At 66.1% G+C, this 23712-nt stretch carries 23 protein-coding genes and 6 pseudogenes; 13 read left to right on the top strand and 16 right to left on the bottom strand.

Features of this window, described 5'->3' with window-relative positions:
• Positions 1-128: 128 nt before the first annotated feature.
• The 3 genes from OIE69_RS43205 (at position 129) to OIE69_RS43195 (ending at position 4611) form a co-directional block, all read left to right on the top strand.
• Positions 129-2063, top strand: a complete 1935-nt coding sequence (locus tag OIE69_RS43205) for an AAA family ATPase (protein ID WP_326569873.1) — start codon at positions 129-131, stop codon at positions 2061-2063.
• A gap of 420 nt (positions 2064-2483) precedes the next feature.
• Positions 2484-4178, top strand: a complete 1695-nt coding sequence (locus OIE69_RS43200; protein ID WP_326569874.1) for a hypothetical protein — start codon at positions 2484-2486, stop codon at positions 4176-4178.
• 40 nt (positions 4179-4218) lie between these two features.
• Entirely contained in the window at positions 4219-4611 is a 393-nt protein-coding gene (locus OIE69_RS43195; protein ID WP_326569875.1) for a hypothetical protein, read from the top strand.
• A 507-nt stretch (positions 4612-5118) separates the two neighbouring features.
• Here OIE69_RS43195 and OIE69_RS43190 read toward each other — a convergent pair.
• From OIE69_RS43190 to OIE69_RS43170, 5 genes are all read right to left on the bottom strand, one after another.
• Positions 5119-5496: a MerR family transcriptional regulator gene (locus OIE69_RS43190; RefSeq protein WP_326569876.1), complete on the bottom strand. Its 378-nt coding sequence runs from the start codon at positions 5494-5496 to the stop codon at positions 5119-5121.
• A 67-nt stretch (positions 5497-5563) separates the two neighbouring features.
• Positions 5564-6778, bottom strand: a complete 1215-nt coding sequence (locus OIE69_RS43185; RefSeq protein ID WP_326569877.1) for an NAD(P)/FAD-dependent oxidoreductase — start codon at positions 6776-6778, stop codon at positions 5564-5566.
• A complete protein-coding gene (locus OIE69_RS43180; protein WP_326569878.1) occupies positions 6775-7047 on the bottom strand; it encodes a ferredoxin in 273 nt (90 codons plus the stop codon). Before OIE69_RS43180 ends, OIE69_RS43185 begins: the two co-directional genes overlap by 4 nt.
• A 12-nt stretch (positions 7048-7059) precedes the next feature.
• The gene (locus OIE69_RS43175; RefSeq protein WP_326569879.1) at positions 7060-7956 is read right to left on the bottom strand and encodes a pyridoxamine 5'-phosphate oxidase family protein; all 897 of its coding nucleotides are present in this window, start codon (positions 7954-7956) and stop codon (positions 7060-7062) included.
• A gap of 191 nt (positions 7957-8147) precedes the next feature.
• The gene (locus OIE69_RS43170; RefSeq protein ID WP_326569880.1) at positions 8148-8612 is read right to left on the bottom strand and encodes a VOC family protein; all 465 of its coding nucleotides are present in this window, start codon (positions 8610-8612) and stop codon (positions 8148-8150) included.
• Positions 8613-8789: 177 nt separating this feature from the next.
• Here OIE69_RS43170 and OIE69_RS43165 point away from each other — a divergent pair, with 177 nt between their 5' ends.
• The 3 genes from OIE69_RS43165 (at position 8790) to OIE69_RS43155 (ending at position 11230) form a co-directional block, all read left to right on the top strand.
• Complete coding sequence (locus OIE69_RS43165; protein ID WP_326569881.1) at positions 8790-9380, top strand: CGNR zinc finger domain-containing protein; 591 nt, start codon at positions 8790-8792, stop codon at positions 9378-9380.
• A 511-nt stretch (positions 9381-9891) separates the two neighbouring features.
• Positions 9892-10696 (top strand): IS5 family transposase gene (locus OIE69_RS43160; protein ID WP_326569882.1). Its coding sequence is split into 2 segments (ribosomal slippage): positions 9892-10413 and positions 10415-10696, totalling 804 coding nucleotides; the frame shifts between segments, so codons are not numbered across the junction.
• A 45-nt stretch (positions 10697-10741) separates the two neighbouring features.
• On the top strand, positions 10742-11230 hold the full coding sequence (locus OIE69_RS43155; protein WP_326569883.1) for a DUF7919 family protein: 489 nt from the start codon (positions 10742-10744) through the stop codon (positions 11228-11230).
• A gap of 11 nt (positions 11231-11241) precedes the next feature.
• Here OIE69_RS43155 and OIE69_RS43150 read toward each other — a convergent pair whose 3' ends face one another.
• Positions 11242-11598 carry a MerR family transcriptional regulator gene (locus OIE69_RS43150; RefSeq protein WP_326569884.1) on the bottom strand — a complete coding sequence of 119 codons (357 nt, stop codon included), beginning with the start codon at positions 11596-11598 and terminating at the stop codon, positions 11242-11244.
• A 129-nt stretch (positions 11599-11727) separates the two neighbouring features.
• On the opposite strand from OIE69_RS43150, the gene OIE69_RS43145 reads away from it, so the two are divergent.
• A complete protein-coding gene (locus tag OIE69_RS43145) occupies positions 11728-12816 on the top strand; it encodes an NADH:flavin oxidoreductase (RefSeq protein ID WP_326569885.1) in 1089 nt (362 codons plus the stop codon).
• Positions 12817-13108: 292 nt separating this feature from the next.
• Positions 13109-13852, top strand: coding sequence for a hypothetical protein (locus OIE69_RS43140; protein WP_326581575.1), 744 nt, complete (start codon positions 13109-13111; stop codon positions 13850-13852).
• A 2-nt stretch (positions 13853-13854) separates the two neighbouring features.
• Here OIE69_RS43140 and OIE69_RS43135 read toward each other — a convergent pair.
• Positions 13855-14235 (bottom strand): annotated as a pseudogene (locus tag OIE69_RS43135) (transposase family protein); the annotation flags it as partial.
• 392 nt (positions 14236-14627) lie between these two features.
• Here OIE69_RS43135 and OIE69_RS43125 point away from each other — a divergent pair.
• Both OIE69_RS43125 and OIE69_RS43120 read left to right on the top strand, forming a co-directional pair.
• Positions 14628-15020, top strand: coding sequence for an ATP-binding protein (locus OIE69_RS43125; RefSeq protein WP_326569886.1), 393 nt, complete (start codon positions 14628-14630; stop codon positions 15018-15020).
• 163 nt (positions 15021-15183) lie between these two features.
• Positions 15184-15463: pseudogene (locus OIE69_RS43120) on the top strand (helix-turn-helix domain-containing protein); the annotation flags it as partial.
• Between the two features lie 204 nt (positions 15464-15667).
• Here the strand turns inward: OIE69_RS43120 and OIE69_RS44910 are convergent.
• The gene (locus OIE69_RS44910) at positions 15668-15982 is read right to left on the bottom strand and encodes an alpha/beta fold hydrolase (RefSeq protein ID WP_392567642.1); all 315 of its coding nucleotides are present in this window, start codon (positions 15980-15982) and stop codon (positions 15668-15670) included.
• Between the two features lie 233 nt (positions 15983-16215).
• On the bottom strand, positions 16216-16833 hold the full coding sequence (locus tag OIE69_RS43115) for a CGNR zinc finger domain-containing protein (RefSeq protein ID WP_326569887.1): 618 nt from the start codon (positions 16831-16833) through the stop codon (positions 16216-16218).
• A 255-nt stretch (positions 16834-17088) separates the two neighbouring features.
• Between OIE69_RS43115 and OIE69_RS44905 the strand changes: the two are divergent.
• A pseudogene (locus OIE69_RS44905) lies at positions 17089-17335 on the top strand (sulfurtransferase); the annotation flags it as partial.
• 175 nt (positions 17336-17510) lie between these two features.
• On the opposite strand, the gene OIE69_RS43110 reads toward OIE69_RS44905, so the two are convergent.
• The gene (locus OIE69_RS43110; RefSeq protein WP_392567708.1) at positions 17511-17690 is read right to left on the bottom strand and encodes a MerR family transcriptional regulator; all 180 of its coding nucleotides are present in this window, start codon (positions 17688-17690) and stop codon (positions 17511-17513) included.
• Positions 17691-17912: 222 nt separating this feature from the next.
• Between OIE69_RS43110 and OIE69_RS43105 the strand changes: the two genes are divergently transcribed.
• Positions 17913-18371 carry an acyl-CoA thioesterase gene (locus OIE69_RS43105; protein WP_326569888.1) on the top strand — a complete coding sequence of 153 codons (459 nt, stop codon included), beginning with the start codon at positions 17913-17915 and terminating at the stop codon, positions 18369-18371.
• A 116-nt stretch (positions 18372-18487) separates the two neighbouring features.
• Here OIE69_RS43105 and OIE69_RS43100 read toward each other — a convergent pair.
• The 6 genes and pseudogenes from OIE69_RS43100 to OIE69_RS43075 all read right to left on the bottom strand — a co-directional run bounded on the left by OIE69_RS43100 (position 18488) and on the right by OIE69_RS43075 (position 22588).
• Positions 18488-19607 (bottom strand): annotated as a pseudogene (locus OIE69_RS43100) (IS110 family RNA-guided transposase).
• A gap of 175 nt (positions 19608-19782) precedes the next feature.
• A pseudogene (locus OIE69_RS43095) lies at positions 19783-20086 on the bottom strand (GNAT family N-acetyltransferase); the annotation flags it as partial.
• Between the two features lie 51 nt (positions 20087-20137).
• A complete protein-coding gene (locus OIE69_RS43090; RefSeq protein ID WP_326569889.1) occupies positions 20138-20398 on the bottom strand; it encodes a hypothetical protein in 261 nt (86 codons plus the stop codon).
• Positions 20399-20620: 222 nt separating this feature from the next.
• Positions 20621-20903, bottom strand: a pseudogene (locus OIE69_RS43085) (ATP-binding protein); the annotation flags it as partial.
• Positions 20904-21040: 137 nt separating this feature from the next.
• On the bottom strand, positions 21041-21601 hold the full coding sequence (locus OIE69_RS43080; RefSeq protein WP_326569890.1) for an OsmC family protein: 561 nt from the start codon (positions 21599-21601) through the stop codon (positions 21041-21043).
• Between the two features lie 219 nt (positions 21602-21820).
• On the bottom strand, positions 21821-22588 hold the full coding sequence (locus OIE69_RS43075; protein ID WP_326569891.1) for an NAD(P)H-dependent oxidoreductase: 768 nt from the start codon (positions 22586-22588) through the stop codon (positions 21821-21823).
• Between the two features lie 71 nt (positions 22589-22659).
• On the opposite strand from OIE69_RS43075, the gene OIE69_RS43070 reads away from it, so the two are divergent.
• Entirely contained in the window at positions 22660-23667 is a 1008-nt protein-coding gene (locus OIE69_RS43070; RefSeq protein WP_326569892.1) for a GlxA family transcriptional regulator, read from the top strand.
• Positions 23668-23712: the final 45 nt, after the last annotated feature.

Genomic DNA, 23712 nt, shown 5'->3' with positions numbered 1-23712 from the left:
TGTTTCGAACTGGCACCACGCCCGCAGGGGTATGGGCTGCCTCAGGCCGAGGTCCACGCGGCGGCATCCTAACGCCGCGGATTCTGGAAGGATCATCGCGAGCGCGCAGCCAATGGTGGGGGCACAGAGTGAGGATCAGCAGGATCACGGCACAAGGCTTCTTGTCGTTTGCCGAGTTCGACTTGGACTTGGACCAGGGCCTGACCGTGGTCACCGGCCCCAACGCTGCGGGCAAGTCGAACCTGTGCCAGGTACTTAGCGCTGTATCCGCGGTCCTGAATCGCCACCTCGAGCCGAAGCAGCGCGACCTGCTCTCCCTGTACGAGCAGGCCGGCCACCACGGGGCCCCCACCTTCACGTTGACGGTCTCCTTCGAAATGGACCAGCCATGGGAACAGAAGCTGGTCACGGACTTCGTGAAGGCCTCGTACATCAGCGTCGCCTGCAAGAAGTACGACGGGATGGGCCCCAGCACTGCCGAGGTGGAGGAGGCCGCCGAAACCCGCATCACCGGGGACTCAGTGGCCGCACTGTTCCAAGGCACACTGCGGTTGGACTTCGACTCACACAGACGCAGTGGCTGGTCCTGCGCCTGGCAGTTCATCTACGGCGGGGACCCCTTCCATATCCAGTTGGAGGGCCCCTGGCCGGAGCAGCTCCGCCCCGGGGCAGCCCAGGGCTGGAAGACCGTCGCCATGGAGCAGGTGACCGAAGACCCTCCGCCCGAACTCGTTGATTTCCCGCGCATCTTGGACCGGCTTGAGCAGCCGGTCATGTTCAACGTGCCCACGCTCAACGACGCGTACAGCCCTCGGCCCGTCTCCATGACCGCGCTCGCCCAAGCGCTGCAGCTGACCGAGCAGCATTCCGTACCCTTCGTCGCGGTGCTCGGCAAGATCTGGGCCGCGGGCGTCTCGGTGACCGTCAATCGGCGCCTGCCCGCGCGCCGGAACTTCTCCCTCAATGAACTGGCGAGCGCGCTCGATCTGAGCGACGGCAGCCAGGTGTCCGCCGAGTTGTACAGACTGAAGAACGGTACGCGTGAACAACGCGAGGGCTTTTGCAAAGCCCAGAAGATCTTTCACACCATCACCGGGGCCCACCTGGAAGTCCAGGCATCCCCCGAGACGGACGGGCTGGCCATCGATGTCGTGATCGACGCCGGCCGTGGTGAACGCCGTGCTGAATTCAGCGGAGCAGGACTGCAGGAAGTCGTCTTGCTGGCGGCCCTGACAGCAGGTGGGTCCGGCCGCGTCATCGTTCTAGACGAACCGGCGGTCCAACTGCATCCGACCATGCAGCGACGCATCGCCACAACTGCCCTGCGTGACGTACAAGCCCTCCTGATCACCCACAGCGCGGACCTGGTCCCGGTAGTCACGGAAGCCGATCTCAAGCGCATCGTCCGTCTAGCCCCCGGGCCGGACGGAGCGACCATTGTCCGGCGCGCCCCGGCCAGGGCCGCCTCGGACCTGGCTGGCTGGATCCAGAACCTAGCCGCAGCTGACACCAGGGCCCTGCTTTTCGCCCGGGCGGTAATCCTCTGCGAGGGCGCGTCGGAGACCGGCGCCCTGGGCCAATGGTGGAACACCGACACCCAGCTGGGACCGGAAGCGGCCAACATCCCCCTGCTGGATGTCGGAGGCCAGAACAACTTCGGCGGCTACATCAAGTACCTATCCGCCTTCGGTGTCCCATGGGCAGTCGTCGCCGACGGGCCAGCCCTCCGCAACACCAGCGCACTCGCCAAACAACTAACCAAGCAGCAGCTTCGCCCCCTCAACCCTCCCGACGACGCAAACGACTTCACCGCCTGGACCGATTACTGGAAAGCCGCAGGCGTGTTCACCCTCGCCGACCAGTTCGGCGACGACCGCAGCAAGTCCGGCGAACTGGAGGCGTACCTGCGACGCCTGGACCCCCAGATCCTCGACCAGGCCCAGAGGGACACCACCAGCAAGCCGCGGGTGGGCGCCCTCTTCGCTACCCGCTACCCCCACGGAACCCCACCCGAGGTAGCCGCGCTGTACAAGGACGTGGCCGCGCACCTGGGTCTCGACTGACGCCCCCGCGTGCACTCGGAGTCTTCACTGCTACTGAGGTCCTGATGAGTGCTTTGTAGCCGCGGTGGCAGCGGTCCAGCGTGGTCCCCGACAGGTCGGACCCGGGGAGACGAGCCCTGCGGGCTCGTGGAGGGGCAGAAGTGGGTGCCACTGCAGTGAGTAAGGCAAGATCGACATGCCCGCCGGTGGTGGCCATCACATGGGACATAAGTTCTCCGGCAGCGGATGGCATCAGTAGGGGGGCTGTTTGTAACGGCCTGGGCTGCGGAGGTGTAGGGGGCTCACCGGCGCGGGTACGGTTCCCGCCTGGCTGCGGCTGACACTGTGGCCATGGGGGTGGGGGGTGGGGAGCTGTCCGAAGAGAGCCTGGAAACGTATCCGGCTATGCCAGTCGGAGGGACGAGCCCGTCGTGGAGCGGCGTGAGCCGGGTGACCCGGTTCCTGTGCGCGGCCGCCTACAACCATCGTGAGTCGTTCCGGGCCGGCATCCTGCAGCGTCTGACGCTGCCGACCGAGCGTTTCCTGCCGCCCGCTTACGGGGTGGACCCTGGGGCGGTGGCGTGGCATTGCGTCCGGGCGCAGCGGCTGGATGCGGCGCGGGAGCTGGCGGCGCTGGCTGTGCTGGCGGCGGCGTTGTGGGTGGAGCCGGTGTCAGCCGCTTTCGTGGTCTACGTTGCCACGGCGCTGCGCTTGCGGAGCTACTGGCGGCAGCGGCTACGCCTACATGTGCCGAAGCCGTCGGGTGTGAGGCAGTTGGCGGTGCCAGCCCTGACGGTGATCGTGGCGTTGTCTCTTGCCGTCTATGCGGCATTGCTGGTCTATGCGGTGTGGTCCGGGCTGGGCGGACGGGTGCCGTGGCTTGCTGCGTCGTCGGCTCCGGCCGTTGCCGCTCAGGCGGCCGGCACGTGGGTGCTCGTGGGACTGCCGGCCGGGTGGGGCGTGGTGGCGGCTGCCGAGCGGAGGGTTCGCCGGCGGCGCTGGCAGGAGATCCGCACCCCGAAGCGGCTCGGCCCACCGGAGACCCGGGGGTTGTGGGGCGTGATCGAGACGTCCACCGCCCGGGGCTTGCGCCGATTGTCGCAGCTGGAGCAGGTCACCCACGTCGAGTACGCCGACGATGCCTTCTACGGTGCCGGCGACGAGCTGGAACAGTTTCCGCCGTGGTCGTTCGCCACACAGTTACGGCGCCGCACGCCCCCCGCACCGCCGGATGCCGGCGCCGGGCATCTGCGGCTGGTCAAACCGCCCGAAGACAGCGGACCGCTGCTCAGCCACACCGAGGTCATCGACGCCATCCGTGAAGGCATGCACCGGTTCCGGGCCGGAGAGGCCAGATCCGGCGCGCGCCTGCAGCAGCTCACGATGCGGGACTACGTCTTCGCACCCCAGGGCCACCCAGCACTGATCGCCAAGCGACCGGCCGGGGACGTCCTTGCCGACGAGGACGAAGAGGCCCGGCACATGCTCGGCATCCGCGTCGGCAGCTGGGAGGAGGACCTCAGCACCACCACCTTCGTACGAGCCACCACCCACGGCGACATCCTCTACCTGGAAGTCTCCGTGCGGGTCCTCCTCCCAGTACAGAACAAGTACCGCTGGTCGATCCGCACCATCGACGCCGGCATGCTCAGCGCGCTGCGCTCGATTCCCGGCGACATCCTGCTCGCCGTGCCACGCCACACGTGGCAGCTCGCACGCCGGTTTCGCCTGATGTGGGGGAAAGAGCCGGAGCCCGCAGAGCGCAGCGCGGCCCAGGCCGAAGGCTGGGACGTGCCCGCGCCTCCCCTGCACATCAACTCGCTGCGCGAGCAGGTCGCACAACCAAGCCCGCAGAACCTCTTCCAGCGCCCGGACATCGAGCGGTACGTCAAAGCCGTCGAGCACCGCCTCATCTCCTCCGTCCAGGACCTCCTGGAACGCAAGAACTTGGAAAGCGACGAGTTCACCGCCCGCGTCAGCCAGGTCTTCAACACCGGCGTAATCATCAACGGCGGCGTGCAAAGCGGCTCCATCGCCAGCGGCCACACCGTCGCCCAGACCAACCAAACCAACGTCCAACCCAGCACCCCCTCCAGCCCGCAGACTGGCACCGCCTCCAGCCCACCGCCCGCCTGACCTGCTGCGCTGCAAGCACCCCTGCTACGAAAGGACACCCATGGCCACACCGGACGAGCACGGCTTCATCGGCGTCAACATCTCCGGCGGCACCCAGCACGGCCCCATCGCAGGCGGCTACCACGTCCAGCAGACCAACCAGACCATCCACATCAACGACGAAGCCGTCCAAGCCATCCGTGACCACATCGCCGCCATCCGACAGGCACTCCCCCAGCACCACGACCCCGCGGTCCAGCAAGCCGTCTCCACCGCCCTCGCCCACGTCGACGACGCCTTCACAGCCCCAGGACCCGCCGACCCCCAAACCTTCCTGCGCCGCCTCCAAGCCGCCGGGCTCTTCCTCACCCGCACCATCGAAACCCACCCCGCAGCCACCGCCCTGCTCGCCCAACTCATCCCCCTCGTCACCGCCGTCGCCGGAAGCGCGTAGAACAGCAAGGTTGAAACAACACGGCCGACGCTCACCGATGGCTGCATGCTCCGCCTCCGGTACAGGGCCAGGAACGGGGTGAGGGCGTCGATGAGAACCCGTACCTGCAGCAGAGTGCCGTCAGTGGCGGCTTCCGGTGCCTGGGCAATGGCGCGGGCGACGACTGCGAGCAGTGCGCAGAGGCGGCCGTCGGCGGCTGCCTGCGGGAGGTCCCGCAGGGATGGAGGTCCATGCCTCACCCAACGACCCACCCCGCCGCGCGCCCAGCGGGCGCTCGCAGCAGCCATGACCCGATCCAGCGGCGCGGGCAACGGGACGCCTCGGCGATCAGCAGTCTTGGCGGACTATCCGATCAACTTCGATCCCGTTGCCCACGTTGCAATCGACGCCGAAACCCCTTGCCACCAGCGCAAATCCGTTAGCTACCCGGCCTTGGGGCCAAGGCCCCATCTTCCCTATCTGGAGGACCCGGCAACGTTCTGGTGCGCTTGAGGACTTCATACACCGTCAGGCAGCGTCAGAGGAGGGCGCAGCCTGGACCACGGCACTCAGGTAGTTGTCTAGGGCTTGGAGGTGCTGTGTCAGGACGGTGACGCGTTCCCGCAGCCGGTCCCGCTCCGCGGTGATCCGGCTCACGAATTCGGGGTCGCCGTACTGAGAGCACGCTGCGGCAGCCAAGCACGGGAGAACATCCCGGATGATCTCTGTGGTCAGCCCGGCTCCCAGCAGACCGCGGATCTGCTCAACCCTCTGCACAGCCGCCTCGTCGTAGGACCGGTAACCGTTCTCCTCACGAAGTGGGGCGAGAAGACCTTGCTCCTCGTAGTAGCGCAAGAGCCTTGTGGAGACGCCGACCTGCTCCGAAAGCTCCTTGATCCTCATCATTGCTCTTGTTGCCTGACATACATGTGAATCTCCTCAGATGGCGCCCCGTTGGAAGGAGGCTCTGTGGTCACGCGGCTCGTGCTCGGGCGGAGGACTCCAGGGCCGTGGCGAGCTGTTCCCTGTACTGCGCGATGGCCGCCGCACGGTTTGCTGTCAGTGCTCCTACGAGCCGTCCGTCGCGGTAGTAGGCGACGTTCAGCCGCCGCCGCTCGATGTCCACTTCCCGAGCCTCAGCTTCATCGGCCTCCCGCGGAAGACCGACTGCCCGGAAGCGGACGCCGAACTGAGTCGACCAGAAGGACGCGACGGGCCGGTAGATCGCCGGAGCGTGCGGGTAGAGAAGCGTGTGAGCCGCGGTCCGCGCCTGCTCCACCGCGTTGCTCCAGTGCCCAAGGTTCACCAAGCCCGAAGCGTGCGGATGAGGAAAGCGCGTGACATCACCCGCGGCGACGATGCTGAGATGCGGCCGACCGTTCGTTCCCACAACGCGTGCGTGAGAGTCGGTGACCAGGCCTCTGTCCAGCCTCAGGCCCGAGGTGGAGAGCCAGTCGGTATGGGGTGTGGTCCCCAGCGCCAGGACCACGGTATCTGCGTTCACCTGACGTGCCCCGTTAAGGGTGACCGAGGTGACGCGCTGACGTCCCTGCAGCGCGGTGAGCGTGGCGAACGGCACGAGGGAGACACCTGCCGTGCGGTGGAGTTCCGAGAGGAACGATGCCGCGTCCTCACCTATGACGCGGTGCAGTGGCGCGGGCCCCTGGAAGGTGAGGGTCACGTCGTGCCCCAACTCTGCGGCAGTCGCCGCAGCTTCGGTCCCGATGAATCCGCCGCCGACGACGAGGATGCGGCGCGGCCTCGTGCCGAGGTCTCGCCGCAGCGCTGTGGCGTCATCGAGGGTGCGGAGGGTGTGGACACCCGTGGCGGGGAGGGGGGATGGCCAGCGGAGTGCCCCGACGCCAGTGGCGATGACCAGACCGTCATACGGGACGCTCTGGCCAACGTCCAGGTGCACCGTACGCTCGCTGGGGTCGAGGTGGACTGCTCGCCGACCGTAAAGTTCCGTCAGTCCGAGAGCAGCCGTATCCGTCAGGGCCAGCGACGAGTGGTTCGCGTCAGAGGTGAGGAATCCTTTCGACAGGGGGGGTCTGTCGTAGGGGCTGTAGGGTTCCTCGCCGATCAGAGTGATGGGACCGACGTGTCCGTACTCGCGCAGGGCTCGCGCCGCGTTCAGCCCGGCGAGCGACGCACCGACGATGACGATACGCATCGGCTGCGTGGTCATCGTGTGGGCCCAGGGTTATTGCCGGTTGCGGCCTCCGGGTGTGCGCCGCCCTCGGTGGTGCGCTCGATGCGGATCGCACGCACGGGACATGCTGCCGCGGCGGCGACGACCTTGTCGTACTGGGAGACGTCAGGAGCCGGCTCGTAGACCAGGACGTCGTCCTCGTCGAAGGCAAACACCTGCGGTGCGGCGAAGACACACTGTCCGTGGCTCTCGCACAGGCCCATGTCGACGATCACTTCGAGGCTGGTGACGGGACGCTCAGGCATGCGCTTGTTCCTTCACTCGGTCGGGGGGTTGAAGCGGGAGAATTGAGGCGCACTCCAACGCAGCGGAGAGGCGTGGCCGACGCGGACAAGCTTTTCGACGGTGAAGTCCACGACTCGCTGTGCTCCTGGCAGAGCGGCCACGTGGTCCGGGTCCCAGTCCACGGATGCTGTGCCGGTGAGGTGCAGGAGGGTTCCTGTGGTCCAGTCGGGGATCAGCAGCCCTGCACGGGGATTGACTTCGAGGTTACCCAAGGTGTTGAACATCGAGTTGCCGACGTAGTCGGGCCAACGCAGGTGATTGGGTCCCAGGGCTTTGAGGAAGCCTGGGTTGCCGCCGCGGTGGGAGGCGTCGGCGTTGCCGACCGTGTCTGCTGAGGCGATGAAGAAGGTGTCCGTGCTGTGGACGAGGGTGATGTCCTCGGGGGTGAGCCCGCTGCCTTCGAGTGGATCGTCGGGGGTGGCCGACTGCCAGTGCGGCACCCTTTTCTGAATGTACTTGGGGCAATTGGCGTAGATCTGCTCGAGCTCGATCTCCAGGCCGTCCCGGGCGGGGCGCGCTGTGCCGTTCATGCGCATGCGCCGCCGCGTGCCGGGTTCTATGGCGATCATGCCGAGGCGGGCCGGTTCGGCGAGTGTGCGGTACAGGGGGTCGCTGTCTGAGAGTGTGGCGGCGACGCTCACAGAGGAGGGGCCGCTGACGGTGATGAATCCGGGATCTCCCGTCAGGAGAGACGACCAGACTTCCCCTCGTCTGTTGGCTGCGCCGATGAAGAGCACAGGCTGCTCGGCCAGGAAGGCCTGGGCCGCGTGCGGGATCTCGGTCATGATTGCGGCGGAGACAGCCTTGGCCATCTCTCGAAGGCCGGCTCTGTTCTGCACAGCTAGTTCGCCGCGGTGATACGGCTCCATGTCTGCTCCTCCCGATGTCGGCGTATTACGTGCTGCCGGCCCGTCGTCGACCCGTGCGGGAAGATCCCGCGGACCCGCGCGAGGGTGCGTACTGGGAGTCGGTGCTCGCTCATATGTAGGTGGTCTCGGTGCGCCGGGAGGCCCACACCCGGCGACTCGGTGCAGGCTGGAGCCTCCCGGCGTGATGGCCTCTAGAAGAAGCCGCAGGTCGGCTCCTGACCGGCCGGTGCGGGTGCACCTTCCGCGCCGGTGGGCACGTAGAGCTCCAGGCGAATGCCGTCGGGGTCGCGGAAGAAGATGCCGCCCGAGGTGGCGCCCTCGGCGTGTGCTGCGACGCCGTCATAGACGAAGTCCGTGTTCAGCTCTCGCAGTACCGCCTCGGTCGCGGCGATCTCCTCGAGAGTGTCTACCTGGAAGGAGAGGTGGTGAAGGCCGGCGGTTCCGGTGGCGAAGCCGTCCTCGCTCTGCTGCCACAGCGTCACAACGATCTCCTCGCCGCGGCCGAGGAACGCCCATCGGCGGCTGTCCTCCTTGCCCTCGGCAAGGGTCTCGAAGCCGAAGACCCGGGCGTAGAACGGAAGCGATCGGTCGAGGTCGGTGACGCTCAGGCCGATGTGGCCCGTCTTGAGGGTGGCAGAGGACAGAGAGGTAGTCATGAGGTTCCTTACACGAAGTGGATGCATCTGACCGGAGCGTGAGCCGCTCCGCTCACCTAACCGGTCAACTTTAAGTTAACGGTTGCACGATCGAGTGTCAACCCTTAAAACTCTCTTTACAGGTGCAAGGTTCGGCTGTGTGATGGCATGGTCCCCGAACACGAAAGGGCACACCGCATGAACGCTCATCCCGCCCACACGGCCGACGCGGACCCCCGCCCACTTCTTGGGGAACCCCTGCCGCTGGACCTGCTGAACACGCGCTGGATTGACGACAGCGGTGCCCACGACCTGTTGGAACGCCCCGGCGGGCTCACAATCTGGCTCTCGTCCGCCGGCTTCACCGACGATGCGCCCGACACCCAGGAAACCCTTGGCGCTCTTCTCGCCACACGGACCGCATTGAGCTCCCTCGTGACCAGCGAAGGACCCGGCCTCGAACGAGCGAGGGAGATGCTTAACGACACGCTTGCTCACGGACGTATTCGGCGCCTGCTGGGGACGACAGGCCCGGAAGCCGTCGTAGAGACCGACACCCCCGGCTGGCTCGCCGCGTGGCGCACCGCCGACCTCTACCTGCGCCTGCTACAGGAAGGGGCCGACCGCATCCGCAAGTGCGCCAACCCCGAGTGCCCTCTGCGGTTCTATGACACGACGAGGAACGGACGCCGTCGGTGGTGCTCTATGACAGCTTGCGGCAACCGCGCCAAGACCCGCCGGCACTACGAACGCCACCAGGGCAGTCTGAGGCAGAGCAGGACCCGCTGAAGTTGCCACCCCGCGACCCCGCCCCGTGTTCCGTCACCATCGGCTTCAGCGCTACAACCATCTTCCAGGACATCCGGCCGGACAATGCCGATCGCTGTCCCGCTCCTGCGACCCACCATAGGGACAGGCCACAGCCACGGCTGCAAGGACCGCAAAGGTGGCTCCTGCCTGAAGTGATACAGCCCAACGCTCAGGCCCCCGGACCGGCCTCCAGCAGGAATGACACTGCCTGGACTGCAGTAGAGGTCAACTTTCTGCCAACCACCAAAATACCGTTTCACGGTTACAGAAACGAGAGACGCTTCCCTTCCATCGCAGAGTCCCCGTGTCCGAACGCGCCTTCCATGTTGCGGCCGACCCACTCTGCAGCACACGGCGACCAGCTCCCCTCGTCCGACTCGTGCGGGTACCCAAAGCGCCACTGCATGTCACTGCTTAGAGCTCGTAACGCGGTCATGTGAATCGTCTCTGGTGAGCGTGTCCGGTGCGACGATCCCGCCGTTCGTGGGGTGTGAGTAGCAAGCCGCGGATCGTGGATGATCAGTTGTGGTCGCTGGTCGAGCCACTGCTGCCGAAGTGGCCGGAGCGGTCGCCGGGGCCGCGCCCGGTGGACGACCGCCGGTGCCTGCGGGGCGTCTTGTTCGTCCTGTACACCGGCATCACGTGGCAGCAGCTACCGATGGAGTTGGGCTTCGGCTCGGGCCAGACCTGCTGGCGGCGCCTGGGGCGGTGGCGCGAGGCCGGCGTCTTCGAGGCCCTGCATCAGAGACTTCTGGCCGAACTGAACGCGGCCGGACAGATCGACTGGTCGCTGCGCTTGCGTGGACGCCTCCCACGTGAAGGCGAAAAAGGGGGCGATGCGACCGGCCCGTCACCGGTCGCTCGAGGTAGGACCGGCAGCAAACACCACGTGATCTGCGACGGCAAAGGCACCCCTTTCACGGTCATTACCACCGCGGCCAACGTCAACGACGTCACCCAGGCCCTCGCCCTGGTCGACGGCATCCCGCCCGTCGCCGGCCGCCCAGGACGCCCCCCGCAGCCGGCCCGACACGCTCCTCGGCCACAAGGCCTACGACAGCAACCCCCTTCGCCGAGAACTACGCAACCGCCGGATCCAGCCGGTGATCTCCCGCAAGGGCAGCACGAACATCCAGGGCCTGGGCACACTCCGCTACGTCGTCGAGCAGACCTTCGCCCTACTGCACCAGTTCAAGCGCCTCGCAGTCCGCTGGGAACGACGCCCCGACCTCCACGAAGCCCTGGCCTCCCTGGCCTGCGCACTCATCTGTTGGCGGCGGCTGAGGCATCGATAACCCCCAGGCAACCGTGTGCACGACAGGACATGCTAGAGATCAGCGGTGACTTTCTACGAAGACTTGAGCCCCTACTCCGAGGAGCCGGAAGACACCTTCTGGGAGGGCGAGGGCACCCGCGTGGTGACCTTCACCCCCCGTTACACGCGGATCAACGTCGGCTGGCTCGCGGCCGACCACCCCTTCGACGTCGGCTCACCCCCTCCCGGCTTCGAGGAACAACTCGACCGCATCCTGCACGGCCAGTACGTCAACGCCGCCCTGGGGACGCACCCGTGCGAACTGTGCGACATCGCAGAAGACGACACGCCTCAAGCACCCCGCGGCAGCAGCGAGATCCGCGTCCCGGCATCACCCACCGAGGTCTTCGCCGCCCCCTTCCTCATCGGACACTACGTACAGGCACACAGCTACCTCCCGCCGAGGCCCTTCGTCGATGCGGTGCTGGCTTGCCACGACACCTGGCGCAACGGACCCCCGGCCCCCTGGCTCCCTGACGACGCCCAGCGACTCGACTTCGAGGCGGACGACTGAGCAAGATCGCGTTACGAGCTCTTGGGGAGACGGTCCAGATAGTCATCGATGGCCTGGACGTTCTTCGCCAGGCAAGCGAGGCGCTCGGCCATGCGGCTGCGCTCTTGCCGGACTCGACTCACGAAGTCGGGGGCAGGGTACTGACAGTTCGCTGCCTCGGCCAAGCAGGGCAGCACAGCCCTGATGATCTCAGTCGTCAGGCCCGCATCCAGCAAGCTGCGAATTTGCTCGACCCTCGCAACTTGGGATTCCTCGTAGTCCCGATACCCGTTCTCCTCGCGCCTCGGCCGTAGGAGGCCCTGCTCCTCGTAGTAGCGCAGCAGCCGGGACGATACGCCTGTCCGCTCGGACAGCTGCTTGATCCTCATCACAACTCCTTAGCGACGATTTGCCTTCTCGCTGGTGTCAAGGTTGGAGGGTAGTCGAGCCACCGCGACCGCGGAGCCCGACGTGAGCCCGGGGCCACGTCGCCCAGCTCTGACCTGTAGGAGATCTGCATGGCCGTTGCAGAATTGTTCGAACCACTCACTCTCGGTCACGGTCCGGCGATGAGGAACCGATTCATGCTGGCACCGCTCACGAACCAACAGAGTGAGTATGACGGATCCGTGTCGAAATTCGATCAAGACTGGATGGAGCAGCTCGCACAAAGCGGCTACGCCCTGATACAAACCGGTGCCGCTACAGTCGAGGCCAGCGGCATTGCATATGAGCGGCAGTTGGGCATCCACTCTGATGAACATTTGCACGGGCTGACGCAGATAGCCACCGTGATCCGCGCCGGAGGCGGCCTCTCCGCGGTGCAACTGCATCACGCAGGGCATCGCGCCAGTCCAGAATTGGGGGGAGTGCCGGCACCGGCTTCCAGCCGCACACTTCCGGGCGTCAAAGCGCTGACAACGGACGAGGTAGAGCGAATCCGCGACAGCTTCATTGCAGCAGCGAGAAGGGCAGAGCTGGCAGGCTTCGACGGCGTCGCGCTCCACGGTGCTTTCGGCTGGATCCTCTCAGAGTTCATGTCCCCCCTCCTCAACGACCGCACCGACAAGTACGGTGGCAATACCGAGAACCGGGCTCGCCTCACGATCGAGGTGATCGAAGGGATTCGCAGGGAATGCGGCCCGGACTTTCAGATCGGTTGGCGCTTGTCAGTCGAGCGATACGGGCTGTTCCTGGAGGAGCTGCGCGAAATAACCGCTGAGATTCTCGACCGAGAACTGATCGACTACCTTGACCTGGCCCTGTGGGACTCAGCCCAGATCGTGCGAGAGGGAGCCTTCAGCGGGCAGACGATGCTCAGTGTCTTCACGAGCCTTCCCCGGAAGGGTGTACGGGTGGGAGCAGCGGGCAAGATCATGAGCGCCCAGCGTGCAGGGCAGCTACTTGATGAAGGTTGCGACTTTGTGCTGATCGGTCGTGCCGGAATTCTCCAGCGAGACTTTCCCCTGCAAGTAAAGAAGAACCCGGTGTATGACAGCCCAGAGCTGCCGGTCAGGGCGCAGTACCTGCGTGACGGAGGAATGAGCGAGCGCTTTATCAACCACATGCGGGGATGGCCGAGCTTCGTTCAGCGCTTCAGCGTGTGAGGGGAACCCCATATCGGGGACTACACTTCCGTGCCCGGCGTTCGCTCATCGGCCGGCCGTGCGAGCCTCCGTCCTTGATCTCGCCTGGAGAAGTGCAAGACGCGTTCACCATCGTCGACGAAGCCCAAGCGTGGCCGGGCCCGAACTAGAACACGCTGGGGGCGCCGACTCCGATATGGGCGGCAGAGACCAGTTAAATTGTCGACTAAACCCCCGTTCAGGGCATTACCCCCATGTTGGACGGTGTCCTGAGGTCATTCCATCCCAGAAGATGTGAGGAGGTACAGCAAATATGCATCGCCTTCAGCCGCTCGCTAACGGTCTTCACACAGATCATCCCGTCCCCGGGATACCTTTCGTCGACGACAGCCACATTCCGATCCACGATCCCGCCGCCATAGAGGCCGTCATTTGCCGAGAAGGCGGCGCCTCAATGGGCCGCTGGGAGCGAATGAACGAGGCTCAAGGAGCGTGGCTCGCCTACACGGCCGACCCGCTCCGCCCGGAGCTTGCCTGGGCCGTCCGCCACCATCCCGAGCACGGCCGCACGGTTCTGCTGCTCCTCACCAAGGACGCGCCCCTCTGGCACAGCAGCTGGAGGGGGCCCAAACTCCTGTTCCGCCAGGGCGGATACTGGTGGGACGGCACCACCTGGTACCGACCGGACCAGGCATGGGACGCCACCTGTAAGCACTTTTCCCTTCGGCCGGTCCCGGACGCGACCACCATCACCGCCGCCGACATCCTCGACGAAAACGCCCGCACCGATGGCGGCCGCCTGTTGGACGTCTACAGATTCGATCCGGAAGCAAAGCCACCAGATTCGTGGAATGAGCACTTGGCCATGTGGGCCTCACAGCGAGCCGCCGACGACCGTCCTCTCTCGCAGTGCGTGGTACGACTTTCCGCGCCTGAGCTTCCCGCCGACCAGCTCATTGGGGTACCAAAGATGCCGAAGATCGGACACATCGTGGCTCCGACGCTTCGCACGTACATCGCCCGCATCCAACGAGAGCTGCCCGCAGGTGACGGCTGATGGCTGCAGCGGGCGTGACGGAAGTTACGCCAGCGTTGAGGGTGGCCATGCCTCGTGACGGGATACCGCAGCCGGGCGTGCGCCCGGTTTCGCGATCTTTGCCGGGCGGTGAGCTCCTTGCGGGGCGGGCGTCTGGTCGGCGTGGCGAAGGTGGCGACGATGCGATGGGGGCGGGCCGCGGTGAGGTCGTGGGTACGGCCCGGAAGGGTGTGGGAGATCCAGACGATCTCGCCTCGCGGGTGGGTGATGACCTGGATGTTCACGCCGTGGCGGCGGTGCTTGCCGGAGTAGTCGGCGCGTCCGTCGCCGACCCGGTCGCACTCGGCGAGCGTGCCGTCCACCCGGGCCAGGTGCTGCGGTTCCCCGACAGTGGCCATCAGCCCTACCTGCAGGACCTAACCGGCTTCAACAGAGCGATCGGCCACTTCCTGGACTCGTTCGCGGAGGGGCCAAAAGCCTTCCTGCACCGTCGACACCTTGATGATCAAGGCGCCGCCATCACTACGAGACCGGAAGACACAGCTCAGCTGTGGTTCCGAGACATGATGTTCAGCTTCCCGGGCTCGGCCTGCCGCGTAAAGCGGTTCCCCACCGGACCACAACTGTCACTTTCCAGGACCCCTTGCATTAAACCACCAAAATGATGTTTACTGGTTTGGTATCTGGGTTGCAACGAGTGGAGGGTCGAACAATGCCCTTGACCGGACGGCGATGCGCGATCTCAACCCATCCTGATCGTTCACGCTTCGACACACGCCTCGGACGGAAGCTTTGGATGGCCTGGACCCGCATTCGCCACTCCGGCCTGGTCCTCCAGATCCAACCGCACGACCTCGCTGCCCTGTGGGCTGCGCGCAGGGCAGTTGCTCAGCACGCGTCGCATTGCGGCCTGGCTCCGATTAGCGGCGATGCGGCGCTGCTCGCAACTGAGCTGATCACCAATGCACTTCAGCACTCAAGGGGGCCTGCATTTCTGGCGGTGATACCGCTGAAATGTGGGGTGAGGGTGGAAGTTCATGACGCACTCCCGTCGATGCCTGCCTGCCAGAACAAAGATGCAGACGCCACCTCCGGACGCGGTCTGATACTGGTCGACGCCCTCGCGCAGTCATGGGGCATCGAGAAGAACAGAACCGGTAAACGAGTCTGGTGTGAAATCTACGCATAGATCATGAGCCTTTTCAGCGGGGCCACCGATCGAGTGATGGCCGACTGGGCGTATACCGGTACAGAACGGACGAGGCTCCCCGGCGGTTGAGCGAAACGTCTGACGTCCCAACTCTTCTGCCGGGGAGCCTCGTTGGTTACGTATCCTGCCTGTGAGAATGGAGATGCCGTCCCCGGGGTGCGGTCTGGCCCATATCCTGCCTGTCTCGCTTGTTGAGGGGATGGCGATGCTGATCGTCACTCGGGAGGGTGACCGCCGCTGCAAGCTCCGGCCCTCGCAGCGGGCCCTGGTCGCGCTGGTGCACATACGCAAGCACGACCCAGATCGCGGCCGGCTTCCGGATCAGTGTGGGCACCGCCCACGCCTACGTGCACGCGGTCATCGATCTCCTGGCCCACCGTGCGCCGGGCCTGACCCGCGCCCTGCGCGTGGCGGACGCGGAGTCGTGCTGCAGGGTTCCCGGCGTGCAGGTCGTCGATGCAATAGGGCAACGAGGCGGCCCTGTTCCCCTCGGACGCGCCCACCGAGCCCCCGCAGCTCCTGCCATTGATCAAGGTCTACGGCTTCGTAGAAGATTCGGTGCAGGTGCGCCGGATCCAGCGCGGGGAGCGATCTCACGAAGCCGCGCGCGATCGCGGAGTGTGCGGTCACCCCCACAATCGAGCAGCAACTCCGCCCACCGGCGCCCTCGCCCGGGCGGAGCAGGAGGTCGTAGAGGGCGAGTCTGGCGCTGCGGTCCGTGGAACGAGGGCGAGGAAGGTGTTGACGATCGTCAGCGACTGGACACGCCGGGGCCGACGCGCTGGGAATGCCAGGCCCACAGGTGCTCCCATGGACAGCCCCACGACTACTGGGCGCTCGATGCCGCAATGGTCCCAAGCGGCGCCTATGGCTGCAGGATAGGAGCTGAACGGCACGGCGGTTCCACTGGGCAGTCCATGTCCGGGCAAGTCAAGGGCGATGACGCGGCGGGCGGCGGAGAAATAGCGTCATTGATGGAGCCAGTTGCCGCATCTGCCTCCGAGGCCGTGCAGGAACAGCAGCGGCGTCGGCTGCGCAGCGGCAGGTCCGGCATCTCCCCGATCCGCGATGGCCATGTGCTTTCGTCGGTGTAGTGGAGTCGGTGTCCGTACCATTCGAAGATCATGGTGAAACCCGGGCCGTCCCTGGGGAAGCGCAGTGGCGCATCGCGCTCTCATGCGCCTTCGGATGGGTCGCCGGCCGCAGTGGCCCTGCCCCGCCTGAAGGTACTCTGGTGGCGTTCGTAATGCCGGCGGGTCTTGGCACGGTTGCCGCAGGACGTCATGGAGCACCACCGGCGGCCTCCGTTCTTGGACGTGTCATAGAAGCGCAGGGGGCACTCAGGGTTGGCACACTTGCGGATGCGGTCGGGTCCCTCCTCGAGCAGGTGCAGGTAGAGGTCGGCCGTGCGCCACGCCGCGACCCAGCCGGGAGTGTCGGTCTCCACGAGCGTTTCCGGGCCGGCCGTCCCCAGAAGCCGCCGAATGCGGCCGTGACCGAGTGTGTCGTTGAGCATCTCCCGAGACCGCTCCAGGTCGGGTCCGTCACTTGCCACGATCGAGCTCAGTGCGGTCCGCGTGGCCAGGAGGGCGCCGAGGGTTTCCTGCGTGTCCGGCGCGATGTCGGCAAGGCCGGCGGACGAGAGCCAGATCGCAAGACCACCAGGGCGTTCCAGCAGGTCGTGGGCGCCGCTGTCGTCGATCCAGCGCGTGTTCAGCAGGTCCAGCGGCAGAGGTTCTCCGAGGAGAGGGCGGGGATCCGCGTCAGTGGTGGGGGCTGGATGAGTGTTCATGCGGTGCGCCCTTTCGGGTCGAGGTCCATGCCATCATAACCTGCTAAGAGCATTTCAGCGGTTGCCAGAGCTAGGTCAACCGCTTTCGCCCTGCCACCCTCAAGACGAGCCACGTCGGCCTCAGCGTCACTGACCTCCCGCGTCGTCGTCCTCGTCGCCCAAGCTCTCCAGTGGCGTGACTGACAGTCGGGGGTCCTTTAGTCGCGGACCTCGTGGTAGATCTTTGGGGGGCCGAACACCGCCCTCACCGAGCCCACCACGCACAAGGCATCAGCTCCGGACTCGTCCATGCGTGCGCTGCGGGACGACGTCCTGGAGGCCATCAGTCTCGTGACGTGCGCTCACCCGAAGACTTCTCGGGCAGATTCAGTGCCCCTGCGCACCTGATCCAGGAGGCAGCCCTGCAGCGAGGGCACATCCCTCCGCAGTGAATGTGCCATGGTCCAAAGCCGCCAACGAAGATGGTACGTTCCGCTCCGATAACGAGCTCGCGGCGCTGTACGGAAGTCTCGATTCCGGACGAGAGATCAACGCTCACGTAGTTGTCTAGGACATTGATTTCCTGCGTCAGAACGGTGACGTGTTCCCGCAGTCGGTCTCGTTCTGCTGCGATCCGGCGAACGAAATATAGGTCGCACGCGGCGGCAGCCAAGCATGGGAGAACCTCTCGGATGATCTCAGTGGTCAGCCCCGGCTCCCAGCAGACCGCGAATTTGCTCGACCCTCTCTACAGCCGCCTCTTCGTGGTATCGGTAGCCGTTCTCTTCACGACGCGGGGCGAGAAGACCCTGCTCTTCTTGGTAGCGCAAGAGGCGGGTGGACACGCCGACCCGCCCCGAAAGCTCCGTGATTCTCATCACCGCCGCCTGCCACTTGACATCACATAGATGTGAATGTTCCACCATTGGCTCAGCCTCACAGCGCGCAGCGCTCCCCGATCAGGGATGACACTGGCCAACCCCGTCAAGGTGACGACGACCCTCCTGACGGACCAGGCTCAGTAGCCAGGCGGAGGCATAACCGGCACCCGGCGGGTACCGCGACCGCGGAATAGCAAACAGCATGAAAAGGACTTTTCAATGGTTGACGCGACTGCATCATCTCTCGTATTCGATTCGGTCGACTACGGCGTCTTGATCCCACTGGATGTTTACTTCGACGACCTTGACCCATACGGGATGCTGCACAACGGTCGTTACACCGTGATGGCCGAACGTGCTTTTAACACGTACGCGTTTAGCCTGGGCTTCGGCGGATCCGAAGTGGCCGTGCCGACCTATTATGTCGTGAAGGCGGTCGCCATCGTGTTCGACCTCCCTTTGATTGGCAACGGGGAAATCGCCGTCCACCTCTGGACCGAGCGGATAGGCCGCACATCGGCAACGACCGGCTTCCGCGTGTGTAGTCGTGATGGCAGCAGCACGTACGCACACGGGACGCGGACCATCGTGAATGTAAGCGGCGAGACGATGCGCCCCACCGAGTGGTCTGAGGAGCATCGAGCGGGGTTCGATCGAATCCAGGGCCCTGAAGCCTGACATCCTGCTTTGAAGCCCCTCGGACCGATGGGCTCGCCCGACTTCACGGGCCTCCGTGTGTCTACTGATTCCCAATGTGGTTGTCAACGCTTGACCCGTGACTGGCTGTAGCTGGCTCAGCCAAGGGTGGCAACGGGGAATGGTGGGCTGCTTTCGAGGGGCCGATTGTCGCGCAGTAGTGCCCACAGGACGTTCAGGCGGCGGCGTGCGAGAGCTCGTTTTCGGTCGTAGAACGCCTTCGAGGTGGGGCAGCATCGGGCGGCGACCTGGGCGGGCATGTAGAAGACCCGCATCAGGCGGCGGCAGTAGCGGCAGGGTCGGCGCATGTTGCCGCTGATCCGTCCGGAGTCTTGGGGGACGGGTGCCAGGCCGGCGACACCGGCGAGGCGGTCGGGGCTGCCGAATACGTTCATGCCTCCGCCGGTGTGGGCGATGAACTCGGCGCCCAGGACAGGGCCGAGGCCGGGCGTGCTCAGGATGATTTCGACGTAGGGGTGGTCGCGGAATCGGCGCTCGATCAGGGCGTCGGTCTCGTCGAGCTCATCGTCGAGGGCCATCACCTCCCTCGCGAGCCTGGCGACCACGGCCGCCCCCAGTTTTTCCCCGGGGGGCGGCGGTGTGCTGGGCCTCAGCTGCCTGGACGGCGGTGGCCGCGACGAGCTGGTGGTTGCGGACCTTGCGGTTCTTCAGCCACGTCGCGAGGCGGTTCTTGCCGTCGCAGGGCGGCCGGTGTCTGGTAGCCGGTCAGCAGCACCAGGGACGCCTTGGAAGTGCTGTAGTCGAAGGCCCGTTCAGGGCAGGGAAGTACTCCAGCAGCCGGGCTCGCATCCGGTTGATCGCCCTCGTGCGGTCCGCGGCAACGTCGAGCCGGCGCGAGGTGAGGATGCGCAGGTCGACGGCGATGTCGTCACCACGGTGCATGGTCTGCAGATCGCGGCGCATGCGGGCCTGGTCAGCGATGATGAAGGTCCTTCGCGTCGCTCTTCCCGTCGCCCCGGTAGGAGCCAGAGGCATGGTGGACGCTGCGGCCGGGGATGTAGAGGACTTGCTGCCCGTTGTCGGTCAGCAGGGCGATCATCAGCGCCGCCCCGTCGGAGTTGAGATCGATTGCCCAGGTCACCGGATCTCCCTCGCTCAGCGCGAGGACATCCGCGATCAGTTCCAGTCCAGCAACACGGTCTTGTCGTTGGCCACCCGCCGCGACAGCCTGCGCTGGCCCTCAGCGTCGATCACCATGCAGTGATGCTCGGTCTTGCCCGCATCCGTCCCAGCCCACAGCTCAGGCACGGCCACCTCCGACGTCGCTCCAGTTCCGGTTCCAGCAGACGACCTCGCCAGCGTGTCCTTACCAAGCGATCGTGCGCGCGCATCCCAATCAGTGGCCGGGTCGTGCGGGACGCCGGGCGGCCAATCCGGGAAGCGCGTCGGCGAACCAGTCGAGTGCCGCCGCGCACGCCTCGGTGGCGTACCCGTATCCTCACGCTTGAGGGAGTAGCGAGCTCGGCCTCCCCGCCTCCCGGACGGTAACCCAGACGCTCCGGGGCACGCCGATCAAGCGTGACTATGCCGATCAACGCTCCGTCGAGCTCGACCACAAAAGAGCCAGGGCGTTGCCCAGGCACCTCAGGCACCGCGCGCTCCAGCTCATCACGCGGTTGAGGGCCACCGATGTAGGTACCCACCTCTGGCGAGGCGAACAGCTCGATCAGCCGGGCGAGCCCGGCCTCAACTGCCTATCGCTCCCACGTTTTTGACCTGATCCCTGGTCAGAGTACGTACGGGTAGAGGCTGACCTTCTCGCGCTCGATGAAGAGTTCGACCCACGTATTGGCGACATCTTCGGGCAGCGGATCAGCAAGGTCCAGCAGGATATTCGTGCCGTCGAAGTCCAGCAGGGCGGCACCGACCTCAGTGAGGCTCAGCTGTCCCCGCAGGACTGCGCAGTGCCCACCGGTCCGGAGCCCGGGACCGATACAACAGCAGGCTTGGCGTTCTGCCCCCAGACTATGTCCTCGTCGATCGTCCACTCAACGTGGTACTCGCCGGGCTCCGCGGCACGATCCCCGCACCATCGGACCGCGGTGTGACCGAACGAGGTCCGGACATCTGCAAGCCAAGGACTTCCAGGGACCTCGCGACCTTCACCAGTTCGATCAGCACCGCTCGATCATGCAGCATCCGCGTCGCTGCCGGGACCCGTGAAGTTTCGGCGCTGCCTGGCACGGGTTCGCCGGAACATGTGCCCTGAGGGTCTTGTTCGAGGTCAGGATGATCGAGCCCTTTTCGTAGTGTTCGGAGATCACCTGGAAGACGAGCTTGGCCTCTGCTCGTTCCAGGGGCTGGTAGCCGACCTCGTCCACCACGAGGACGCTGGGGCTGAGGTAGGTGCCGAATTTACTGGTCAGGCGCCCTGCGGCTTCGGCGGCGGTGAGGTTGCGGACCATGTCGTCGAGGCTGGTGAAGTAGATCGAGTAAGCCGGCCCGGCAGGCCGCGACCGCGAGGGCGAGGTGGGTCTTGCCGACCCCGGGTGGCCGACGCGGTCGCGTCAACCACAGAAAATCCTTTTCATGCCGTTTCTTCTCCGGGCCCTCCCCGGCTGTCGGGGAGGGCCCTTCCTCGGCCGTGTTCGCGGTGGTTGGCCTGCCGTGCGCCGGCCATGCCTCTGTGGCTACTGAGCCTCGTCCGTCACCAGGGTCGTCGTCACCTTGACGGGGTTGGCCAGTGTCTCCCTGATCGGGGAGCGCTGCTGGACGAGCTCGGTCAGTTCCTGGAGCTGCTCGGCCGTCGCGTTCGGCGACTGCGCATGGACGTCCACCCGGATCTCCTGTGCTCCCGGACGGACGGACTTGTCGATGCCGAGGAAGCCCTGGAGGTCGAAGTCGACCTGCAGATCCAGGCTCAGAGAGCTCAGCTCGATGCCACGCGTGGCCGCGACCGACGCGTAGGTCACCGCGTAGCAGCCTGCCAGGCCCTGGAGGATGTACTCGGCAGGGTTTGCCGCCTTGTCCGTGCCGAGCAGCGCTGTGGGCTCGTCCGACTCGAAGACGTACGTGGCGGTACGGCTGGCGATGACTTCACCGTTCTGTCGGGGGGCGGTCGTGGTGGCCCGCTGGTGGGCGCCCCCGCTCCATTCAGACTGGACGCCGAAGGTGACCTGGGCCAATTCGGGCTTGTCCCGGACCGCATCCACGGTCTGGCTCAAAGCGTCCGTGTCGACACCGTTGATCATCAATCTCTCCTTGTCGCCTTCATGTAATCGATTTATCGGTCCTGGGTGACAGCTCGCTGAGAAAACGTCACCGACCGTGCATCGGCACCTTCCGAGATCCCCAAAAATGATCCCGGGCGCTGTCGTCGCCGGCGGCACGCATGACGTGGGCCCGGCGGTGGTGCGCGCGCGCTGCTCGCGGACGGCGTCGAAGTCCTGTTGACCCCGCCCGCGCCGTGGTTACCGGAGGTGGATCGCGAACCCGGTCTCACCGGGCACGTGCGCCTCCTCGAGAACCATGTTTTCGTCGTAGTCGCCACTGTTGCGGGAGCGGTACGGCAGCGGCTGCGTCGTCTCCAGCGTGCGCAGCCGCTCGCGCAGCGCGCCGCGGGCCTCGGTGAACTGCTCCGGGGGCACCCGGTCGGCGCCGTACACCGCGTACGGCGGGAGGACCGACATCCCGGTGTAAAAGAACGTCCCGTGCTGGAGGCTGAACAGCAGGTCGTCCAGTGAACCGTTAATGCCGCGCGGGCCCAGCGCCGCTTCGCTGGCGCCGCCCGTCACGACCACCATCGCGCGCTTGCCCGCCAGTCTGCCCTCGCCGTAGTGGAGTGTGCGGCCGTCATCGCCGGACAGGCCGTACGCGAAACCCTTCACGAACACGCGGTCGATCCAGCCCTTGAGGATCGCGGGGACGCCGAACCACCACAGCGGGAACTGCACGACGACCGCGTCCGCCCAGGCCAGTTTCTCCTGCTCGGCAACGATTTCCGGGCTCAGCATGCCCCCGGCGTACGCACGGGCGGACGCCGCCCCGACCTGCAGCCGCTCGTCGGCGGCCTCGGTGCCGTAGTCGGCCGCGTCGACGACCGGGTTCCACTTCATCGCGTACAGATCCGACTCGCGGACGTCATGGCCGAGGTTCCGGAGTGTCTGGAGGCTGTCGTCGCGGAGGGCGCCGCTCAGCGAGCGGGGTTCGGGATGGGCGAATACCCACAACACGTTCATGACTTCGATCATCCGACCGTTGCGGAGCGTGAGCGAGTGGCCTGATAGCCAATATATGCAAGAATCGGGCCATGACTTCTCCTGCCGCGTTCGCGCACCCCGACCGCCACCGCGTCGCCGTCCTGGTGCGGCACGGGATGCTCGTGATGGAACTCGGCATCATCCAGCGGCTGTTCGGGCAGGCGCGCTCGGCGGCAGGCGAGCCGCTGTACGAGGTCGTCACCTGCACGCCCGAGCCAGGGCTGGTGCGCACCGACTCCGACGTCGTCATCCCCGTCCACCGCGGTCCGGAAGTCCTCGCAGAGGCCGATACCGTGATCGTTTCGGCGTCGATGGCGGACTACGAGCCGGCGGCGCGCGAGCTGGCCCCGCCGGTGCGCGCCGCGCTGGCGCGGATCCGGGAGGGCGCACGGATCGCGTCGATCTGCACCGGCGCGTTCGTGCTGGCCGCCGCCGGCCTGCTCGACGGCCGCCCGGCGACCACGCACTGGCAATCCGCCGCGGAACTGCAGGAACGGTTCCCGGAGGTCGACGTCGACCCGTGCGTGCTCTACACCGACGACGGCGACGTTCTCACTTCCGCCGGCGTCGCCTCCGGGATCGACCTGGTGCTGCACATGATCCGCCGCGACCACGGCACGGCTGTGGCCAACGAGGTCGCCCGCGGCACGGTCGTCTCCCCGCACCGCGAGGGCGGCCAGGCCCAGTTCGTCCGCCGCCCGGTGCTCGAGCCCCGGACGTCGTCGACGAAGGCCGCCCGTGCCTGGGCGCTGGACAACCTGCACCGCCCGCTGACGCTGCGCGAGCTGGCGGCCCGCGAGTCGATGAGCACCCGCACGTTCACCCGCCGCTTCCGCGAGGAGGTCGGCGTCTCGGCGCTGCAATGGCTTACGCAGCAACGAATCGAGCGCGCCCGCCAGCTCCTGGAGGAGTCGGCCCTCCCGGTGGACCGGGTGGCGGCGGAAGCTGGCTTCGGCACGGGTGCCTCGCTGCGCCAGCACTTCCAGGCGGCGCTGGGCGTATCGCCGAGCGCGTACCGGTCGACGTTCCGCGGCGAACCGGCAGCCCAGTCCGGCTAGTTAAGTCTGCCTCGGTCTCGGGGTCGGCTCCAGGGCGGTTGCAAG

Origin of the sequence: Actinacidiphila glaucinigra (assembly GCF_035918135.1) — a bacterium.
Classification (GTDB): domain Bacteria; phylum Actinomycetota; class Actinomycetes; order Streptomycetales; family Streptomycetaceae; genus Actinacidiphila; species Actinacidiphila glaucinigra.
The sequence above is the reverse complement of the archived record's forward strand: the minus strand, read 5'-3'. Positions and strand labels throughout refer to the sequence as shown.

What these genes read in the sequence shown, in the direction of transcription:
- OIE69_RS43195 (WP_326569875.1), top strand. Translation starts at nt 4,219, where the DNA reads ATGGCCACACCGGACGAGCACGGCTTCATCGGCGTCAACATCTCCGGC.
- OIE69_RS43190 (WP_326569876.1), bottom strand. Translation starts at nt 5,496, where the DNA reads ATGATGAGGATCAAGGAGCTTTCGGAGCAGGTCGGCGTCTCCACAAGG.
- OIE69_RS43185 (WP_326569877.1), bottom strand. Translation starts at nt 6,778, where the DNA reads ATGACCACGCAGCCGATGCGTATCGTCATCGTCGGTGCGTCGCTCGCC.
- OIE69_RS43180 (WP_326569878.1), bottom strand. Translation starts at nt 7,047, where the DNA reads ATGCCTGAGCGTCCCGTCACCAGCCTCGAAGTGATCGTCGACATGGGC.
- OIE69_RS43175 (WP_326569879.1), bottom strand. Translation starts at nt 7,956, where the DNA reads ATGGAGCCGTATCACCGCGGCGAACTAGCTGTGCAGAACAGAGCCGGC.
- OIE69_RS43170 (WP_326569880.1), bottom strand. Translation starts at nt 8,612, where the DNA reads ATGACTACCTCTCTGTCCTCTGCCACCCTCAAGACGGGCCACATCGGC.
- OIE69_RS43165 (WP_326569881.1), top strand. Translation starts at nt 8,790, where the DNA reads ATGAACGCTCATCCCGCCCACACGGCCGACGCGGACCCCCGCCCACTT.
- OIE69_RS43150 (WP_326569884.1), bottom strand. Translation starts at nt 11,598, where the DNA reads ATGAGGATCAAGCAGCTGTCCGAGCGGACAGGCGTATCGTCCCGGCTG.
- OIE69_RS43145 (WP_326569885.1), top strand. Translation starts at nt 11,728, where the DNA reads ATGGCCGTTGCAGAATTGTTCGAACCACTCACTCTCGGTCACGGTCCG.
- OIE69_RS43140 (WP_326581575.1), top strand. Translation starts at nt 13,109, where the DNA reads ATGCATCGCCTTCAGCCGCTCGCTAACGGTCTTCACACAGATCATCCC.
- OIE69_RS43125 (WP_326569886.1), top strand. Translation starts at nt 14,628, where the DNA reads ATGGCCTGGACCCGCATTCGCCACTCCGGCCTGGTCCTCCAGATCCAA.
- OIE69_RS43115 (WP_326569887.1), bottom strand. Translation starts at nt 16,833, where the DNA reads ATGAACACTCATCCAGCCCCCACCACTGACGCGGATCCCCGCCCTCTC.
- OIE69_RS43110 (WP_392567708.1), bottom strand. Translation starts at nt 17,690, where the DNA reads ATGAGAATCACGGAGCTTTCGGGGCGGGTCGGCGTGTCCACCCGCCTC.
- OIE69_RS43105 (WP_326569888.1), top strand. Translation starts at nt 17,913, where the DNA reads ATGGTTGACGCGACTGCATCATCTCTCGTATTCGATTCGGTCGACTAC.
- OIE69_RS43080 (WP_326569890.1), bottom strand. Translation starts at nt 21,601, where the DNA reads ATGATCAACGGTGTCGACACGGACGCTTTGAGCCAGACCGTGGATGCG.
- OIE69_RS43075 (WP_326569891.1), bottom strand. Translation starts at nt 22,588, where the DNA reads ATGAACGTGTTGTGGGTATTCGCCCATCCCGAACCCCGCTCGCTGAGC.
- OIE69_RS43070 (WP_326569892.1), top strand. Translation starts at nt 22,660, where the DNA reads ATGACTTCTCCTGCCGCGTTCGCGCACCCCGACCGCCACCGCGTCGCC.